Origin of the sequence: Psychrobacter sp. ANT_H56B, from assembly GCF_008369245.1 — a bacterium.
Classification (GTDB): Bacteria; Pseudomonadota; Gammaproteobacteria; order Pseudomonadales; family Moraxellaceae; genus Psychrobacter; species Psychrobacter cryohalolentis.
The window spans coordinates 104,784-123,378 of record NZ_VOBF01000009.1 but is presented as its reverse complement, the minus strand read 5'-3'; the positions used below and the strand labels follow the sequence as shown (position 1 = coordinate 123,378).

Sequence of the window (18,595 nt, the reverse complement as noted above, 5' to 3'; positions counted from 1 at the left end):
ATGATAAGACAGCTTATAAGCTAGCATGAATTCTTGAAAAAGACACTTGACCCTATAAAATTTATATTAACATCGTTAGGATTTTTGATGCCCACATCGGTTAACCCTGCTACACCTCATTTACTAGATGTTTTGGCACTTGATATGCCGGTGACGGCGCTGGCAGGTGTTGGACCAAAAGTGGCCGAGCAATTAACGCAATTGGGCATTACCCGTATCTTTGATTTGCTACTACATCTGCCGCGCGACTATGAGGATCGTAGTCGCTTAGTATCAATAGGCGATGTGGCTCATGGACAAGCCGCCATGATTACTGGTCGCGTCGTGCATGTCGATACCAATCGCAGCGGCATGACGGTGATTGTAGATGATGACACGGGTACGATATCTCTACGCTTTTTTAAGGTATATCGTGGACTTGCTCAAACCATGTGTCTAGGTACCCATCTGCAATTATTCGGTGAAGTCAAAGTAAGCCGCTACGGTAAGCAGATACATCATCCTGAATATCAAATTATCAGCAGTAACGAGACGGTAGTAAATACGGGTTTACAGCCTATTTATCCAAGCGTTAAAGGTTTACATCAAAATAAGCTGCGTACATTAATTAAGCTTGCACTGCAAACGGTTCGTAGTCATGGCTTGCCAATGACTTTATTTACGCCTGAGGATTTTTCAGTCGTTGTGGATTTGCCATTAGTGCCTTTTGAACCAGCTAAAATACCGATGACCGAGCCAGATTATCCAGAAGATATCTTTTCCACCCTCGCGCGTAGTGTGCCTGACAACGGTTTTAGTAGTAGTGTTAATGATAGCAGTAACAGTAGCGTCAATAGAACGAAGCCCTCTTTTTATCATAGTCAAAATAATAGCAGTTCGGATGCTATAAGTATGGCTAACAATAACGTCTATAATTTAACCATATTTGAAGCGTTGGTATTACTGCATACGCCGCCTACTTATACTGATGCTGGTCAACAATACAAATTATTAACCCAATTAAGCGCTCGTACTCATGCTGCTTGTCAACGCCTCATTATTGAAGAGTTGACTGCACATCAGCTCAGCTTATTATATCGCCGTCAGCAATTGCATCAGTATAAAGCGCCAAAATGTGCTATCCAAAGTCCATTGGCAGATAAATTATTTGGTGCGTTACCATTTGATTTAACGGGCGCGCAGAAAAGAGTTATGAGGGATATTACCGCTGATATGGCGACTTCAATACCAATGCTCAGATTGGTACAAGGCGATGTTGGCGCTGGTAAAACCTTAGTCGCGGCAGGCGCGGCGGGTTATGCATTAGATAGTGGTTGGCAGGTGGCGGTGATGGCACCGACGGAGATTTTAGCGGAACAGCATTTGGTTAATTTCAAAAACTGGTTTGAGCCGTTAGGTATTGGGGTTGGTTGGTTGGCTGGTAAACAAACCGCTAAGCAGCGCCGCGAAGCGTTAGAAGCGGTGAGCGAGAATACCGTACAAGTAGTCGTTGGTACTCATGCGCTTTTTCAGGAGCAGGTGCAATTTGCCAAATTGGGTTTGGTTATTATCGATGAACAGCATCGCTTTGGTGTTGAGCAGCGTATGGCGTTGACCAATAAAGGCGTGGCTGGTAGCACACCGCATCAGCTGATTATGACTGCAACGCCCATTCCGCGGACGCTAGCGATGAGTGTTTATGGCGATATGGACACTTCTATTATCGATGAGCTACCACCAGGGCGTACACCAATTACTACCGTAACAATTGACCGCAACCGCCGTGATGAGGTGATTGAACGTATTGCAGTTAATTGTGAAGCTGGCAGGCAGGCATATTGGGTGTGCTCACTGGTTGAAGAGTCGAGTGTACTCGATGCGCAAGCTGCTGAGGCGACTTATGAAGATTTGAGCGAGCGTCTGGATATTCGCATTGGCTTGGTGCATGGCAAAATGAAAGGCGCTGATAAACAAGCCATTATGCAAGCGTTTAAGGCAGGACAACTTGATTTGTTAATAGCTACCACAGTTATCGAAGTGGGTGTTGATGTGCCCAATGCTTCTCTGATGGTCATTGAAAATGCAGAGCGATTGGGTCTATCGCAATTGCATCAATTACGCGGGCGAGTCGGGCGCGGTTCAACAAAAAGCTATTGTGTGCTGTTGTATCAGAAGCCGTTGTCGGAGACAGGTACAGAGCGCTTAAATGTATTGCGTGATAGTACCGATGGTTTTGTCATTGCGCAAAAAGATTTAGAGCTGCGTGGTCCGGGCGAGTTATTAGGAAAGCGTCAAACAGGTAATATCGGCTATTATTTGGCGGACCTTATTCGGGATGAGCAGTTATTTGCTATTGCCCAGCGTTTGGCAAAGCATCTGATTGCAGATCCTGCACGCAAAGCCGATGTCAGCCAACTGATTCATCGTTGGATGCCAGAGGCAAGTCGTTATACCAATGCTTAATGATAGTTAACTCAACCTGTTTTCTATTACTGATTACCATAAAAAAAGCCATTATTTTCCTAAAATAATGGCTTTTTTATGGTTTTATAAATCATTTAACAACCAATAATTAGCACTGTATTCTGATTTTAATGAACTAATATTGACTTGTGTGTTCATGAGTTATTATTGAACTATGATTATTTGTGTGGCAGTTTACGATAATGGATTGCCAAAGTGTTTTCCATGCGTTTGCTAGAATATCGCGTTTTGCATAATGATATATGGTTAAAATATGCGTATTTCTAGTCGTTTTACCGATTCTAACAGGACGTTAGGATGAGAACTTGATTAACTTCATAGTGGCAATCTATCTGCTTTGTCTAATGACTACTGTGCCATTCATGCTTTTTATTAACGACCTGAATTTATTAACAAGGATGTTTCATGAAAAAGACGTTAACCTTCGTTTGTGCTATCGCCACACCATTATTATTTAGCCAATCGGCGTTTGCTGCATTCGATTATTTTAAAACCGATGGTAGCTTCAAACGCTTTTCGGTCTCTGCTGGCTGGTTACATGCCTCTCCGCAAGGCACGGCCAATCCTCTAGAAAATACGACAGCCATTAAAGATGGTACTGTCGCTAAAAACGGCAGTGTTAAAATAAAAACTGTCAGAGAGGTTATTGATCCTGATCAAAGTGAGCTTACTAAAGTTAAAGTAAATACAGGCCTAACTGCTATAGGGGTAGTAAGCTTTAGAGGTGAAGAAACTGATTTGTCTAGAACTACCCTAGGTGATGTATCAGGTCAAGTTAAGCTTGGCGGTTTAGAGAATTTCAGCAGTCCAGGTACGGGTCTTGAGTCTGCTGATGTTGATACTTTTGGTTCGCTATTTAACTATTATCTAAATGATAACTGGTCAATTGAGGTAAAAGCCGGATTTCCTCCTAAAGTAGATATTATGGGTAAAGGGAAAGTGTATGCACCTATATCTGGTGAGGTTACAGCTGGTGGAATAGGAGAATATGCACTACCAAAATTTAAAATTAAAAAAGAACAGCTTATAACCGATTTAGAACAAGGTGATGGCGTGGCATCTAGGGCTCGCGCATGGCTACCGGCAGCGGGATTGCAATATCAGTTTGGCAAATCTGGGGTCAATAAGTTTCGCCCTTATGTCGGTGCTGGGGTCATGTATGCCTATTTTAACGGTATTGAGCTAAATGATGGTATTCGTAAAGATTTAGAGGCAGCTGGACATCAAATTCAGAATATCAAAGATGGTCAAGCTGGTGCTGCGCTAGAAAATGTGCCATCCAATCGAGAGATGAACGTGGATGTGGAGGCAGAAAGCGCTTTTGCACCTATCGTCACTGTTGGCGCTACTTATGATTTCAACGATAGATGGTTTGGAGTCGGGTCATTGTCTTATGCAAAACTGGACAGCGATACGACCATCACCGTTAAAAATGATAAGAATGAAGAGTTGATTCGATCGAAAGCTCACCTCGATATCGATCCTTATATTACTTTCCTTGGCGTCGGCTATCGTTTCTAATAGAAGATTTATAGTAACTACAGAATAGTAGGATAAACATAGCGCACATTCTTAGGAATGTGCGTTTTGTCTTACGATCTACAAAAAGAATCTCTATCCTGTCAAATTCATTAATAAGCAGTATGTATTGCTTATCACTTTTAATATGTTCGCTTGGAGCGTTTTTACATCTGCCGATATTGAGTCAGTATGGAACTTACGAAGCTCAGACACTATATATATAAATCAGATGACAACTTAATATATGCTATGCTCAATAAATTTACGAACTATTGTAGTCACAAACAGCATTTTGACCATATAAAGATGCTCGTTTAACGTAATGCTAGCCTATTTTCACCTATTATTTTCCTCATATTATATATCCTTATTATTGCCTGTATTGACAGAGAGTTATCATGAGCGATGTTGAAGACAACAAGCTGCCAGTTGAATCTGAGCTACCCCCATACCGCCAATCTGATGCGCGAGCATCTAAGCCTTTATCAGATAAGCCATTATCAAAATTTCCTTTATGGTTATTACCAGTATTGGCCATTGTGCTCGTTATTGGGGTATTGGTTGGTAAGTACTGGGGCAATGATGAGGAAGCGAGCAATGAGTCGCCCATTGCTAACAGTGTGCAAAACGATAGCGCTAACCTAAAAGATGCTAGCATCGAGCAAGCTGTATTATCGGTTGAAACAGTGCTACCCAGCCAAGATAATATTGGTAATACGCTCAGTGCTGATGGAACCATCAATGCTAAAGATGTCGCTAATGTCAGTGCCAAAGTAAACGGCGTAGCGATTGAACGGATATTGGTCGAAGAAGGTCAGCGTGTTAAAGCTGGTCAAATACTGGCTGTATTTGATACCGACGCGATGGAGCAGCAAGTCTTGCAAGCAGAAGCAGATGTTGCCGAAGCAGAAGCGACGCTTGCCAATGCCACTGCCGATGCCGCCCGCGTCCTGCCACTTATTGATATTGATGCCATTAGCAAACAAGAAGCGGATCGCTATCGGACTTCCAAACTGCAAGCGCAGGCGTCACTACAAGCATCTAAAGCTCGACTGAGTACGCAGCGCTTGAGTGTCAATAATGCCAATGTGGTTGCACCGGTTAGCGGTATTATTAGTGAAAAAATGGCTGAAGTTGGTATGGTTGCTGGTGGAGACCCACTATTTACTATTATCAAAGGTGGTATTTTGGAATGGCGTGCGGATATCGATCCTAAGCTGATTGGTGAGGTTAATGTTGGCACACCAGTCCAAGTTAGCCTGCCGGGCGGCGCTTCTGTCATGGGGCAGGTCAGTCGCATTGCACCAACTGCTGATAATAATAGGCAAATTACCATTTATGCTAGCCTCGCTGCTAACGCAAAAGTACGAGCAGGCATGTATCAAACGGGCGAGTTTTTATTGGGTAATAGCAGCGCTCAAACGGTTCCTAATAGCGCCATTGTCAGCAATGACGGCTATGACTATGTGATGCTAGTGACCAATATCAGTACTAAAGACGGTAAAAACGGTCACAACATTGGTCGTATCAAACAACAACGTGTGACCCTTGGTGAGCGCTTTGGCGATAGTATTATGCTCACAGAGCCACTCCCTGCAGAGAGCCGACTTGTAAAGCAAGGGGGAAGCTTTTTAAATGATGGTGACTTGGTACGTGTCGTTGATGCTCTCAGCCAAACTGGCAAGCAAGCGAATGCTAATGGTCAAGCAACTGCTAATCAGGCTAGTGGCACAGACACGCAGGCGCACTCATGAGTTTAAATGTTTCCGCCTACTCGATTAAAAATCCATTAGTGGCTATTTTGCTGTTTGTACTGCTGACCTTAGGCGGTATCTATGGCTTTATGCAAATGAAGGTACAGCAGTTTCCCGATATTGACCTACCAGCGGTGGTGGTCACGGTTACTTTACCGGGCGCTGCACCATCGCAGCTTGAAAACGATATTGCAAAAAAGGTGGAAAATAAGCTCACCAGTATTGAAGGCGTCAAGCACATTCGTACCACGCTACAGACGGGCGCCGCTACTATGGTCGCTGAGTTCGTCTTAGAAAAAGACATCCAAGAAGCGGTTGACGATGTGCGTTCAGCAGTTGGTGAGGTACGTGGCGATTTGCCTGCCGCTGCCAATGACCCTATCGTTACCAAAGTCTCAACATCAGGATTCCCAGTCGTCACGTACTCTGTCGCTGCTGAAAACATGAATGTAGAAGACTTGTCCTGGTTTGTCGATGATACCGTCACCAAGCGTTTATCTGATATACCCGGTGTCAGTACTGTCAGCCGTATCGGCGGTCTACAGCGTGAGATTACGGTTGCCGCTGACCCTATTACCTTGAGTGGTCTAAAGCTTTCTATCACGCAATTATCCAATCAAATCACCGGTATTCAGCAAGACAGCTCAGGCGGTGAAGCCGAAGTCGGCAAAACCACGCAGACCATTCGTGTACTTGGTGCTGTTGAGCGTGCAAGCGATTTAAATAATTTACAAATAGCCGTCCCTACTGGCGGTACGCAAGCGCTTGGACGCATGGCACAAATTACGGATGGCGCGGCTGATCCAAGCTCTATTGCTAAGCTCGATGGGCAAACGGTGGTTGCGTTCAATATTACGCGCTCGCGTGGTGCCAGTGAAGTAGAAGTCATGGAGCTGGTTGACGCTGAGCTTGCCAAGCTGTCAGCAGATGTAGGCAATATTAGTATTGAAAAGGTTTATGATCGGGCAACGCCAGTCGCTGAAGATTATCAAGCGTCATTACGGATGCTGATAGAAGGTGGTTTGCTTGCTGTAGTCGTGGTGTTCTTATTTTTGCGCAATATCCGCGCGACTTTTGTGGCTGCTGTGGCATTGCCATTGTCCGTCATACCTACTTTTTTGGGTATGTATCTATTTGGTTTTAGTCTTAATATTATCTCCTTATTGGCATTGTCGCTGGTCATTGGTGTACTGGTCGACGATGCCATTGTAGAAGTTGAAAATATCATTCGTCATTTGCGTATGGGTAAGACGCCTTATGAGGCGGCAATGGAAGCAGCAGACGAGATTGGCTTGGCGGTTGTTGCCACTACCTTTACTCTGATTGCCGTATTTTTACCGACTGCCTTTATGGGCGGTATCGTTGGTCAGTTTTTCCGGCAGTTCGGCTGGACAGCGGCATTATCAATATTTGCCTCGCTAATGGTCGCGCGCCTTATCACACCGATGATGGCAGCATATATATTGAAACCAGAAAAAAAGCACGTTGAAAAGCAGAGCGCGCTGATGGATTGGTATCTTAAAGTTGTCTCATGGACGCTAGATCATCGCTGGATGACGATGGGTGCTACCTTAGTATTGTTTGTGGCTTCATTGGCTTTGGTAAAATTATTACCCACCTCTTTTATACCTGATAATGATATTGACCAAACACGGGTGGCGATTGAGCTGACACCCGATGTGGCGTTAGCGGACACGGAACGAGTTGCCGCGCTGGCAAGTGAGCGTATTTTAGCCATGCCTGAAGTGACCAATATCTTTACGTCGGTAGGTGAGGCGCAGGCGACAATGGACTCAAACTCTAGCGGTGGCAAGGCAGAAAATATAGCAGGTCTAGATATTGTACTTGCGCCAAGAGCAGAGCGCGGCTCTAAGCAAGAGATTGAGCGTAAGATGAGTACTATATTGGCAGAAGTACCCGGTGCGCGCTTTACGGTCGGGTTATCGAGTGGTGGTGAGACAGGTTATAATTTTTCTTTGACTAGCACCGACCCGCAACTGCTTGAGCAAACGGTGCAGCAGATGATGTCAGAGATTCGTCTGTTACCGACGGCAGGTTCTGTAACCAGTGACCGTAGTCTACCGCGCCAAGAGTTGACCGTCACGCCAAATAGGCTAGCAATGGCGGATAAAGGGGTGACGACGCAAGACATCGCCACGACCTTACGTGTAGCAACCGTTGGTGACTATGAGCAACGTTTGTCCAAGCTGAATTTAGATACGCGGCAGATACCAATTGTCGTGCGCTTGCCAGATATCGCTAAGCAAAACGTCAGCCAACTCGAAGGTTTATATGTACCAAGTGCGCTACCAGCAGGACAAGGCGTGCGTGTTGGCGAAGTTGCGACACTCGACTTTGGTACTGGACCTGCGCAAATCAGTCGCCTAGATCGTGAGCGGGCGATTAGTATTACTGTTCAGCCTGCCAATGGTGAGCTTGGTGATTTGGTACAAGCAGTCAAGAGTATACCTAGTATGCAACAGCTGCCAGCCTCTATTACTATTATTGATCAAGGACAAGCAGAAAATATGGCCGAGTTATTTAGCGGCTTTGTGATTGCAATGTCGGTCGGCGTGGTCTGTATTTTGGGCGTACTTATATTATTATTTGGACGCATCTTGCAGCCATTTACGATTCTCATGGCATTGCCCTTGTCTATCGGTGGTGCCTTTGTAGGCTTGGTAATTACCAATAGCAGCCTGTCGATGCCCTCGATGATTGGTTTTATTATGTTGATGGGCATTGCGACCAAAAACTCTATTCTTTTGGTCGATTATGCACTGATTGCTCAGCGGCGCGGTCTAGCACGTTTTGAGGCGATTATCGATGCTTGTCGTAAGCGTGCGCGTCCGATTATTATGACTACCATTGCGATGGGTGCGGGCATGCTGCCATTGGTCTTTGGTTGGGGCGATGCCGATCCGACGTTCCGTCGACCGATGGCGGCCGCCGTATTGGGTGGTTTGGTCACTTCAACTTTATTAAGCTTGGTCGTCATTCCAGTTGTCTATACGCTGATGGATGACCTATCAGGATGGTTTGGTAAGTGGCTTGCTCCAAATGGTAAGCCAGATATAATGACTGAGGAAAAGTAGCAGCTTTAACAGTATTACTGTTAGTAAGCGACATAAAAAGCTCAAACTATATTCAGGTATAGTTTGAGCTTTTTATGGGTAAGATGTTAGCTATTAGATTAATTCAAGCTATTATGAAGTCAAAGAGTCGTAATGTGTGTTATTGGGAGACAGGTTACCAAGGTAATGGGCTTTAATTATGGTTCTTTGTATGACGTTAGTCTGAAACTGGTAAGTTTAGTGGTTTAGTTGAGCAAGTCTTTGTTATAGTCGATTCAGTTAAATTTATCAAAGAAACGGTTTGTATCGATATTTTGATGCTATTCGTGTCTTGATCATTACTAGAACTATAAACCAGTTTCTATATATATTAGAAAACAAGGAATAACTATGATTATTGCCTATGCAGCAAAAGAAAAAGGTGGCGAGTTTGTGCCTTATCAATATGATCCTGGCACATTAGGGGATCATGAAGTAGAAATCGAAGTACATAGCTGCGGTATCTGCCATAGCGATCTATCGATGTGGCAAAACGAATGGGGAATGACCCAATATCCGTTTGTAGGTGGGCATGAAGTCGCAGGAAAAGTCCTCGCAAAGGGCAAGCATGTCAAGCACCTAGAGCTTGGCGATAAAGTCGGACTTGGCTGGCATAAAGGATATTGCAACGTTTGTGATCTATGTATCGGTGGGGACCACAATCTATGCCCTGAGCAAGAAGGTACTATCATTGGTAATCACGGCGGTTTTGCAGATAAAGTACGCGCAAAAGATACTAGCGTCATCAAGATACCTGAAGGGCTTGATTTTAATGCGGTAGGACCATTGCTATGCGGTGGCGTTACGGTGTTTAATCCGCTTATGCAGTACGACATCACGCCAACCTCAAGAGTCGCTGTTATCGGTATCGGTGGTTTAGGTCATCTAGCGCTTCAGTTTGCCAATGCGTGGGGCTGTGAAGTGACGGCATTTACCAGTGAATCAAAAATGGAAGAAGCAAAAGAGATGGGCGCTCATCACTCATTAAACTCAAGAGAGGATAGTGAAATTGAAAAAGCAGCTGGTTCTTTTGATTTAATCATATCAACAGTGAATGTCGATATGAACTGGGATGTTGTGATCAAGACCTTGAGACCAAAAGGTAAGCTACACTTTGTTGGACTGTTAGAAGCTCCATTAGAGATATCAGCTGCACCAATGATTATGGCTCAAAACAGTCTGTCAGGCTCACCAGTTGGATCACCGTCAACCCTGCGAAAAATGTTAGATTTTGCCGCTCGCCATAATATTCAGCCAGTGACTGAAACGTACAAAATGTCTGAGATCAATGAAGCATTTGAGCGCCTAGAGAGTGGTAACGCTCGCTATAGAGTGGTATTAGAAAGAGACTAAAAGTCATTGAAGATCACGAAGCATAGTCATATAGTTATACCTCATTTAATGAAAGACGGGGTATCGCTATTTTTTTGTATTGTATCTCTACTTTCTTTAAGCCATTTTTGCTTTTTTTTGAGCGCATAAAAAACCCTTGCTGTGGTATTAAACAACAGCAAGGGCTAATAGTTGAGTCAATAGAATGAATTGTCTAAGATGATACTTTATTACTCGCTGACAATAAATATTGTTAAATTAGTAAACATTATTCGACTGTAACTGATTTTGCTAGGTTACGTGGCTGATCGACGTCTGTACCGCGCATTACTGCGACATGATATGACAGCAATTGTACTGGCACGCTATAAACAATCGGCGCAAGCGTTTCGCAAACATCTGGCACATACACCACGTGCAATCTATCTGCTGCGACCATTTGACTGGATTCGCTCGCAAAGACAAACAACTCACCATGACGAGCATGTACTTCTTGCATATTGGCTTTTAGCTTATCAAACATACTGTCTTTCGGGGCTAGCACCACGATAGGCATGTCTTTATCAACTAATGCCAATGGTCCGTGCTTCAGCTCGCCTGCTGCATAGCCTTCAGCGTGGATATAAGAGATTTCCTTTAACTTTAATGCGCCTTCTAGAGCAATTGGGAACTGTAAACCACGACCTAGGAATAAGCAGCTTTTCTTATATTCAAAATGCTCACTCATGATCTTGATAGGCGCGTCCAGGTGTAAGCTGGCATGGAGCTGACCCGGTAGTTGTTGCAGTTGACTAAGCAGCGTGCTCAAATTTTCATCAGTCATGCGCTGTTGGGTCACACCTACCTTTAATAACAATAACATCAGTGCTGCAAGCTGAGTAGTAAAGGCTTTGGTAGATGCCACGCCAATCTCGGGACCGGCAAGCGTTGGTAAAAAGATATCCGTTTCACGTACCAATGATGAGGTTGGCACATTGCACAATGCCAGACTAACCAGTCCAATAGGAGACTGTTTTTGAATATCACGTAGTGCAGATAAAGTATCAGCAGTCTCGCCCGACTGAGAAATACAAATCACTAAAGAGTTATCAATAACGACTGGATTGCGATAACGGAACTCACTGGCAACTTCCACTGAGCAAGGCACACGAATAAGACTCTCAAACCAATATTTTGCGACCAAACCTGAATGATAGCTAGTACCACAAGCGATCACTTGTACGTGCTTAATGCCTTTTAATTGCGTTTCATGACGTTGCAGAAAATCATCACGCAGTTTATTTGACTCATCGCTATCTAATGCCATCTCGAGAGTACGAGCGACAGCATCTGGCTGCTCGTAGATTTCTTTGAGCATATAATGTTTAAATTCGCCCTTGTCCGCATTGTGTTGTGCTGCGTCAATTTCATGGATTTGGCGTGTGACCTCGACACCATCAGCGTAAACCTGAATACTGTTACGCGTTAATCGGGCAATATCGCCTTCCTCTAGATACATAAAACGATTGGTCACTGGTAAAAGTGCCAATTGATCGGAGGCGATAAAGTTTTCGCCAATACCGACGCCAATCACTAAAGGCGAGCCTAAACGTACTGTAATAAGCTCTTCTGGGCAATCAATATGGATAACGCCAAGGGCAAATGCGCCATGTAATAAAGGAGTGACAGTGCGAACGGCTTCTAATAAGTCAGGCGTTGCTTTATAGATATCGTTAATAAGATGCGCGACGACTTCGGTATCGGTTTGCGAGGTAAACTCGTACCCTTTGGCCATTAATTCTTCTTTTAGCTCGGCGTAGTTTTCAACGATACCATTATGTACCACAGCAATCTTGCCTGAAACATGCGGATGGGCATTACGCTGAGCCGGTTCGCCATGCGTTGCCCAGCGTGTATGCGCAATACCAATATGACCATCGAAAAACTCTGGGTTGACTGCGACGGCATCGACTAAGGCCTGAACTTTACCCACTTGGCGCTCACGGTGGAGCTCGCCATCACGAATGACAGTCAGACCAGCAGAATCATAGCCTCTGTATTCTAGGCGCTTAAGTCCCTCAAGTAAGATATTGGCGATATTACGCTCAGCCACTGCTCCAACTATTCCGCACATAACTATTCCTTAAATTTAATTATTAGTATTTCTATGTATGACGATGTCTGGTTAATCTATAAATATAAATAAGCAGCACCACAAATCATTGTCGTACTGCTTGAGATTGCTAAGAGCCATTTTTATTTAACTAACTGTCAACGCTGCCATTATTTTTTAGTCGGACGCTTAAAGTCATTTTTCTGTGTTTGACGAGCACGACCAAAGGCTAGTGCATGAGCATCAACGTTTTTAGTAATCACTGAACCAGCTGCCACAGTAGCGGTATCACCAATTTTCACTGGCGCCACTAGACTTGAGTTAGAGCCAATAAAGGCATTATCTTCAATGATGGTTTGTGATTTATTCACACCATCATAATTGCAAGTAATCACACCAGCGCCAACGTTGACACCAGTACCAATAGTGGCATCACCAATATAGCTCAGATGATTAACCTTGCTACCATCACCAATCGTTGATTTTTTAATTTCGACAAAATTACCGACTTTGCTGTTGTCAGAGAGTATTGTCTCAGGACGTAAATGCGCAAAAGGACCAATATCTACACCTGCGCCAACTTCAGCGCTATCAATCACGCAATAAGGCTTTATATGACAAGCGTTGCCTATCTGGGCGTTTTTAATGACACAGCCCGCTTCAATATAAACATTATCACCTAAGACACAATCACCCTCAAATACCACACCCACATCGACAAACACGTCCTGACCTGCGCTCAAGGTGCCACGAATATCGACACGAGTAGGGTCAGCGAACTGTACGCCAGCTTCTTGTAAGTCGGCGACAAGTTTACCTTGCCATGTACGCTCTAAGCTAGCAAGTTGTTGACGGTTATTCACGCCTTCAATCTCAAAGGTATGCTCAGGCTCAATGGCTGCAATAGTGATGCCATCAGCAACCGCCATTTTGACAATATCGGTCAAATAGTATTCTTGCTGCGCATTGTCATTTGATAGTTTGGGCAAAAATTTATGCAATAAAGCATTATCGACGCAGTAAATACCGCTATTAATTTCTTGTATCTGCTGCTCATCGCTATTGGCGTCTTTTTGCTCAATAATGGCTTCAATATTGCCATCTTTATCACGTTTAATACGACCAAGACCAAATGGATTATCTACGGTTAGCGTCAACATAGACATGCCGTCAGTATTGGCATCCTGTAGTGTCGCTAAAGTTTGACAGCTAACCAATGGCACGTCGCCGTAAAGAATGAGGCTTTGTCCATCTTTTGGTAGCTCAGATAGAGTCACTTTGACCGCATGTCCCGTGCCCAACTGCTCAGTTTGGGCGACCCAAGTAATGGGCAAATGCGCATATTGCTGGTCAATGTGATCTTGTACTTGCTCGCCACCAAAACCATGCACAATGATGGTGTCATCAACTGTCAATTGATGGCAAGTATCTAACACGTGACCTAGCAATGACTTGCCAGCCAATGTCTGTAGCACTTTTGGCTTGGCCGACTGCATACGCGTGCCTTTACCAGCAGCGAGGATAATTACCGAAAGAGAAGATGTCATAATAGCCCTACAAATGTAACAAAATATAATTTGGGATTATAGCGTAAATTGGCATTTAACTAAAACGCTATGTCGTGACCTCTTTGTAATTCAGCTATCGCTAACAGCAATATTAAATGATGAAAGTTGTTTTGTTATCACTATCTGGTTACAAGATAAAATAAATGCGCTGCTAATGTAAAATTAGAGGATTATATTATAAATAATGACCCAAACTGCCGCTGCCATAATGCCAGCAATAATGTCATCTAACATAATGCCTAGACCGCCAGCGACTTTCTTATCTGCCCATCCAATGGGTGGTGGCTTAATAATGTCAAAAAAGCGAAAAAGTATAAAGATCATGATCAGAGCAGCGACAGAAAAAGGTTGCGAGATATTGTGCCAAAAATTACCGTCAGCAATACCTATATAGGACAACGGCAATAAGGTAATCCATATACCTGCCCACTCATCCCAGACGATATGTGGGTCATCATGACCGCCCATCAAATCTGAGGTGCGACCACATATCCAGATACCAATGATGCAAGATAAAAGTGTAATAATTAAAAATGGTATAAAACCTAAGCTTAGCAGCGGTATTGCAACAGTTAAGCCGCCAACCGTACCCCAAGTGCCGGGCGCCCGGCGAGGTATACCACTGCCCAAGCCGATACCGAGCCAATAAACTGCGCGGTCAATCATAGTGGCGTTGACTGGCAGAGGAGGGCAATCATTTGCTTTACGGATATCGGGCTTAACTAGGTCGTGATCGGTCATGGGTTAACCTGCAAAATGTTGGTAACCCGTAAGATTGGGCCAAGTAATAAACGGTGAGGGATGGGTGGGTGTCACTGGCTGATCTTGATAATAAAGTTCAGGACGTTTATGCGCCGCATTATCTGTATTTCTATCACTCGCCAATGCAATCACATTACCAATGTAAGTCACAGGCGTATTAACGTCGGTACAAGAAGATGGCTCGATATGGGGAGGTAAGGTAAAAGCCAACTCATAATCATCGCCACCAGTTAATTGACACAATAGCCGCTCAGATACATCGATACTAGCTAAAGGGTTACTGGTAGGAAGAGCTTCCAAATTAAGTCTCATAGCGATGCCGCTTTGCTCGCAGATATGACCAAGATCTTGATAAAGACCATCAGAGATATCTATCATTGACGTTGCACCGATTTGTGCTAGTCCTGCACCTAAGCTAATACGTGGGGTTGGCATATGAAGTCGATGCGCAAGTTCAATGCCGATAGCATTATCAGGGTGCTGTAAGGCATAAGCAGCATCGCCCAGTGTACCTGATACATAAATTTTATCACCGACTTGCGCACCTGAGCGATAGACAGCTGGAGTATCTGCGGCAAGCAGCCCTTGGGCACTAATACTTAACACTAAGCTATCATTACGAGTCGTATCACCGCCTATCAAGGTCACACCAAATAACTGGCAAGCATGAAATAAACCTTTGGCAAACTCAGTCAGCCACTGACTATTAGCAAGGCGCTGAGGTAATGCTAATGCCAGTAAAATGCTATGCGGGGTGGCACCCATCGCCGCGATATCAGAGACGTTAACGGCTACCGCTTTATAACCAATAGCAAATGCCAGTTTATTCACCTGTTCCCAATCAGCACTAAAGTGACGACCTTGAACGAGTGTGTCAATACAGCTGACTAAGCGCGCGCCTTGTGGCAATGCCATCACAGCCGCATCATCACCGATGCCCTTTTCGACAGCGTTAGATGATGACTGCGTGGCTTGCATCTGTGAAAATATGCGCTCAATCAGCTCAAATTCATTCATGGCTAGTCTTGGCTTTTTTCATCAGCATCATTTAATTCAGCACTTTTTGTATCAAAATCAACGCTATTCGAGTCAAGTAATTCGACCTCTGCTGTAACTTTGTCATTGCTAGCAGCAATGTTTTCTTCTACTGGCTGATCATTGACAATGTTTTCGGCACTAACGACAATCTCGTCTGCTTTATCAACGATGACTGTTTCGATGCTAGTCGGTTTAACAATAATTTCTTCAACCGTATTTTGAGTATCGTTCTGCTTGCTGGCTTTGTAATCAGTAATATTTGCCAAAGCTTTACTGACACTATTGCGTTTAACACTGGCATTATTAGCACTGATACGTGGTTTATTTGATGCTGTTGGTTTTTCTTCGATATCACTATTATTAGCATTGATATCTGTGTTTTTATCCGCTTTAGTAACAGGCTTAGCTGCCGCTTTTTGCGACGTGCGAAGATTGGCTTTACTATCTGCGTCTACTTCGGCAGCACGTAGCTCAACTGCCATTCTATCTAAGACGGCATTAATCAGTTTATGTGCATCCGTAGCACCAAAGTGATTGTTTAGCTTCATCGCTTCATCAAGTACCACTTTGTACGGAATTTCTAAACGATTTTGTAGCTCGTAAGCGCCAACCAAAAGAATGGCATGTTCAACCGTATCGAGTTTATTGATTTCACGATCTAGATGCTGGCTAATAAGCGCATCTAAGGCATCAATCTGCTCTGGGATATCGCGCATCATTTCATGATAGTAGCCAATATGTACAGTATGCATGGCATTGGTCGCGCGTGTACGAGCAGCAATATCGTGCGGGGCATTGGCTTTCCAACCAAGCTTGCCATCGATATCAAAACGGCGGTCAGTAACCAGCCATTCATATAGACCTTGCATAGCAAAGCGGCGTGCCTTACGGATAGCAGTGTGACTGGTCTTATAAGAAGACTCACTCATATCAAAGGTTTGATCGCCCGCACTGCTGCTCGCGATGCGCGTGGCTTCAGCTTGTTGGTCATTAACTTGTGCGGTTTGTGCAGCGCTAATAGCGCGCTTGAGTTGGTCAGTCATAAGGGGTCTATACCTAGTTTTTGAGATAATAAGTTTAAAAATAAAATGTTAAATAGTGGTCGACTAGCAAGTGTTGCTAGTCAGTCTTGGAGATGGATGTTCGATAATCATTTAAAATATTAATGCTATTGTAAAGTGCTGAGGGCTATCGTTATAACCATAGCCCCGTTTCAAACAATAAATAATAATTTTATACTCATAAATGCGGCTAACAGTGAGTGCAATTAAGCGTCTTCGCTGCCATCATCAATGTCTAACTGTGATAACACGGCAAGCATTTCTAATACAACCATCGCTGCTTCTGAACCTTTATTACCAGCTTTAGTACCAGCACGCTCAATCGCTTGCTCGATGCTGTCAGTAGTCAATACGCCGTTTGCTACTGGAATATTATAGTCAATGGCAACACTGCTTAAACCTTTAGCAGATTCGCTTGCGACAAAGTCAAAATGCGGCGTGCTACCACGGATAATCGCACCCAAAGCAACGATAGCGTCAAAGCGATCAGACTCAGCAGCGCGCTGTGCAACCAATGGCAACTCGAAAGCACCCGGCACACGAATCACAGTGATATTACTGCCCAATACGCCATGACGAAGCAATGCATCAATCGCACCATCAACCAATGACTCAACGACAAAACCATTAAAACGACCGACGACGATACCGATACGCACGTCCTCGTTTTGATGTAAATTGCCATCAATATGGGTCACGTCATTGCGTTGCTGTTGTAAATTTGACATAAAAAATCCTTTGCCGAATAGGCTATTAATAGAAGTATAAGAATCTAAGTATTAGGAATCTAAATATATTGCTAGGTTCAAATCGCTTATTTAATTGGCTAGTGAGCAGATAAATAGGCAGTAAAATGAACGAAAACCAAATGATAATAAGCAGTTAGCGCTATGATAACATTTTTTTCTGCTATATTTGTATTTTACCAACGTCTTACAAACGCATTTGTATCCCTTGCGCTGCCATATATGCTTTGGCTTCTTGAACGGTATACTCACCAAAGTGAAAAATACTGGCAGCAAGGACGGCATCGACGCCGCCTTCTAATACGCCTTCGGCTAAATGCTGTAAATTACCGACGCCACCTGACGCGATAACTGGTACATTTACACGACTGGTAATTTGCTTCATCAATGCCAAATCGTAGCCTTTTTTGGTGCCATCGCCATCCATAGAAGTTACCAATAATTCACCAGCGCCAAGCTCAGCCATTTTGCTTGCCCAAGCGACGGCATCAATGCCCGTTGGCTTACGACCGCCGTGGGTAAAAATCTCCCAGCGTGGTATGATAATGCCATCAACCTCAATATCAGCAACGCGCTTGGCATCGATAGCAACGACGATACATTGATTGCCGAATTTCTGCGAGGCTTCACCGACGAACTCAGGGGTAAATACTGCCGCTGAGTTAATCGCTACTTTATCCGCGCCTGCATTGAGCAAATTACGAATATCGGCAATTTTACGCACACCGCCGCCGACAGTTAATGGCACAAATACCGTTTCCGCCATACGTTCTACCGTATGATAAGTGGTGTCACGCTCGTCATTGGTTGCGGTAATGTCCAAAAAAGTAATCTCATCGGCGCCTTGTTCATTGTAGCGTTTCGCCACTTCGACAGGGTCGCCTGCATCTTTAATATCGACAAATTGTACGCCTTTGACCACGCGCCCATTATCAACGTCCAAACAAGGGATGATACGCTTTGCTAACATAGGGTCTTTCACCTTATAATCAATTCATTCTATAAGCGCTAGTCTAGCAAAATCACTGCCATCTCAGGCAGGTTTTCGCAAGATTAATGTGCTTTTTGCCAAAGTTTATTTATAAGCGGTGCAATCGTCGCTATCACCGTCTATATTTATCCTATTTACCTTTATTTAATTGCCA

General features: G+C 44.0%; 12 protein-coding genes. 5 read left to right on the top strand and 7 right to left on the bottom strand.

Going from position 1 to position 18,595, the window contains the following annotated elements; all coding sequences use genetic code 11:
• The first annotated feature begins 87 nt into the window (after positions 1 to 87).
• The 5 genes from recG to FQ082_RS11040 all read left to right on the top strand — a co-directional run bounded on the left by recG (position 88) and on the right by FQ082_RS11040 (position 10,204).
• The gene (recG, locus tag FQ082_RS11060; RefSeq protein WP_149493129.1) at positions 88 to 2,442 is read left to right on the top strand and encodes an ATP-dependent DNA helicase RecG; all 2,355 of its coding nucleotides are present in this window, start codon (positions 88 to 90) and stop codon (positions 2,440 to 2,442) included.
• Positions 2,443 to 2,868: 426 nt separating this feature from the next.
• The gene (locus FQ082_RS11055; RefSeq protein ID WP_149493128.1) at positions 2,869 to 3,984 is read left to right on the top strand and encodes an OmpW/AlkL family protein; all 1,116 of its coding nucleotides are present in this window, start codon (positions 2,869 to 2,871) and stop codon (positions 3,982 to 3,984) included.
• 398 nt (positions 3,985 to 4,382) lie between these two features.
• On the top strand, positions 4,383 to 5,738 hold the full coding sequence (locus FQ082_RS11050; RefSeq protein ID WP_262498210.1) for an efflux RND transporter periplasmic adaptor subunit: 1,356 nt from the start codon (positions 4,383 to 4,385) through the stop codon (positions 5,736 to 5,738).
• The gene (locus FQ082_RS11045) at positions 5,735 to 8,833 is read left to right on the top strand and encodes an efflux RND transporter permease subunit (protein WP_149493127.1); all 3,099 of its coding nucleotides are present in this window, start codon (positions 5,735 to 5,737) and stop codon (positions 8,831 to 8,833) included. Before FQ082_RS11050 ends, FQ082_RS11045 begins: the two co-directional genes overlap by 4 nt.
• 369 nt (positions 8,834 to 9,202) lie before the next feature.
• Positions 9,203 to 10,204, top strand: coding sequence for an NAD(P)-dependent alcohol dehydrogenase (locus tag FQ082_RS11040; RefSeq protein ID WP_149493126.1), 1,002 nt, complete (start codon positions 9,203 to 9,205; stop codon positions 10,202 to 10,204).
• A gap of 247 nt (positions 10,205 to 10,451) precedes the next feature.
• Here the strand turns inward: FQ082_RS11040 and glmS are convergent, their stop codons facing one another.
• The 7 genes from glmS to hisF all read right to left on the bottom strand — a co-directional run bounded on the left by glmS (position 10,452) and on the right by hisF (position 18,420).
• A complete protein-coding gene (gene glmS, locus FQ082_RS11035) occupies positions 10,452 to 12,296 on the bottom strand; it encodes a glutamine--fructose-6-phosphate transaminase (isomerizing) (RefSeq protein ID WP_149493125.1) in 1,845 nt (614 codons plus the stop codon).
• Positions 12,297 to 12,445: 149 nt separating this feature from the next.
• Positions 12,446 to 13,822 carry a bifunctional UDP-N-acetylglucosamine diphosphorylase/glucosamine-1-phosphate N-acetyltransferase GlmU gene (glmU, locus tag FQ082_RS11030; protein ID WP_149493124.1) on the bottom strand — a complete coding sequence of 459 codons (1,377 nt, stop codon included), beginning with the start codon at positions 13,820 to 13,822 and terminating at the stop codon, positions 12,446 to 12,448.
• Between the two features lie 183 nt (positions 13,823 to 14,005).
• Entirely contained in the window at positions 14,006 to 14,584 is a 579-nt protein-coding gene (locus FQ082_RS11025) for a phosphatidylglycerophosphatase A (protein ID WP_149493123.1), read from the bottom strand.
• 3 nt (positions 14,585 to 14,587) lie between these two features.
• The gene (thiL, locus tag FQ082_RS11020) at positions 14,588 to 15,622 is read right to left on the bottom strand and encodes a thiamine-phosphate kinase (RefSeq protein ID WP_149493122.1); all 1,035 of its coding nucleotides are present in this window, start codon (positions 15,620 to 15,622) and stop codon (positions 14,588 to 14,590) included.
• Between the two features lie 2 nt (positions 15,623 to 15,624).
• Positions 15,625 to 16,686 (bottom strand): transcription antitermination factor NusB, encoded by a 1,062-nt coding sequence (gene nusB, locus FQ082_RS11015; protein ID WP_262498209.1) that lies wholly within the window; start codon positions 16,684 to 16,686, stop codon positions 15,625 to 15,627.
• 224 nt (positions 16,687 to 16,910) lie between these two features.
• On the bottom strand, positions 16,911 to 17,432 hold the full coding sequence (ribE, locus tag FQ082_RS11010) for a 6,7-dimethyl-8-ribityllumazine synthase (RefSeq protein ID WP_011514697.1): 522 nt from the start codon (positions 17,430 to 17,432) through the stop codon (positions 16,911 to 16,913).
• Positions 17,433 to 17,637: 205 nt separating this feature from the next.
• Positions 17,638 to 18,420 carry an imidazole glycerol phosphate synthase subunit HisF gene (gene hisF / locus FQ082_RS11005; RefSeq protein ID WP_149493121.1) on the bottom strand — a complete coding sequence of 261 codons (783 nt, stop codon included), beginning with the start codon at positions 18,418 to 18,420 and terminating at the stop codon, positions 17,638 to 17,640.
• Positions 18,421 to 18,595: the final 175 nt, after the last annotated feature.

Coding starts and splice junctions, on each gene's coding strand:
- thiL (WP_149493122.1), bottom strand. CDS start 15,622: ATGAATGAATTTGAGCTGATTGAGCGCATATTTTCACAGATGCAAGCC.
- hisF (WP_149493121.1), bottom strand. CDS start 18,420: ATGTTAGCAAAGCGTATCATCCCTTGTTTGGACGTTGATAATGGGCGC.
- nusB (WP_262498209.1), bottom strand. CDS start 16,686: ATGACTGACCAACTCAAGCGCGCTATTAGCGCTGCACAAACCGCACAA.
- FQ082_RS11025 (WP_149493123.1), bottom strand. CDS start 14,584: ATGACCGATCACGACCTAGTTAAGCCCGATATCCGTAAAGCAAATGAT.
- ribE (WP_011514697.1), bottom strand. CDS start 17,432: ATGTCAAATTTACAACAGCAACGCAATGACGTGACCCATATTGATGGC.
- glmU (WP_149493124.1), bottom strand. CDS start 13,822: ATGACATCTTCTCTTTCGGTAATTATCCTCGCTGCTGGTAAAGGCACG.
- recG (WP_149493129.1), top strand. CDS start 88: ATGCCCACATCGGTTAACCCTGCTACACCTCATTTACTAGATGTTTTG.
- FQ082_RS11040 (WP_149493126.1), top strand. CDS start 9,203: ATGATTATTGCCTATGCAGCAAAAGAAAAAGGTGGCGAGTTTGTGCCT.
- FQ082_RS11055 (WP_149493128.1), top strand. CDS start 2,869: ATGAAAAAGACGTTAACCTTCGTTTGTGCTATCGCCACACCATTATTA.
- glmS (WP_149493125.1), bottom strand. CDS start 12,296: ATGTGCGGAATAGTTGGAGCAGTGGCTGAGCGTAATATCGCCAATATC.
- FQ082_RS11050 (WP_262498210.1), top strand. CDS start 4,383: ATGAGCGATGTTGAAGACAACAAGCTGCCAGTTGAATCTGAGCTACCC.
- FQ082_RS11045 (WP_149493127.1), top strand. CDS start 5,735: ATGAGTTTAAATGTTTCCGCCTACTCGATTAAAAATCCATTAGTGGCT.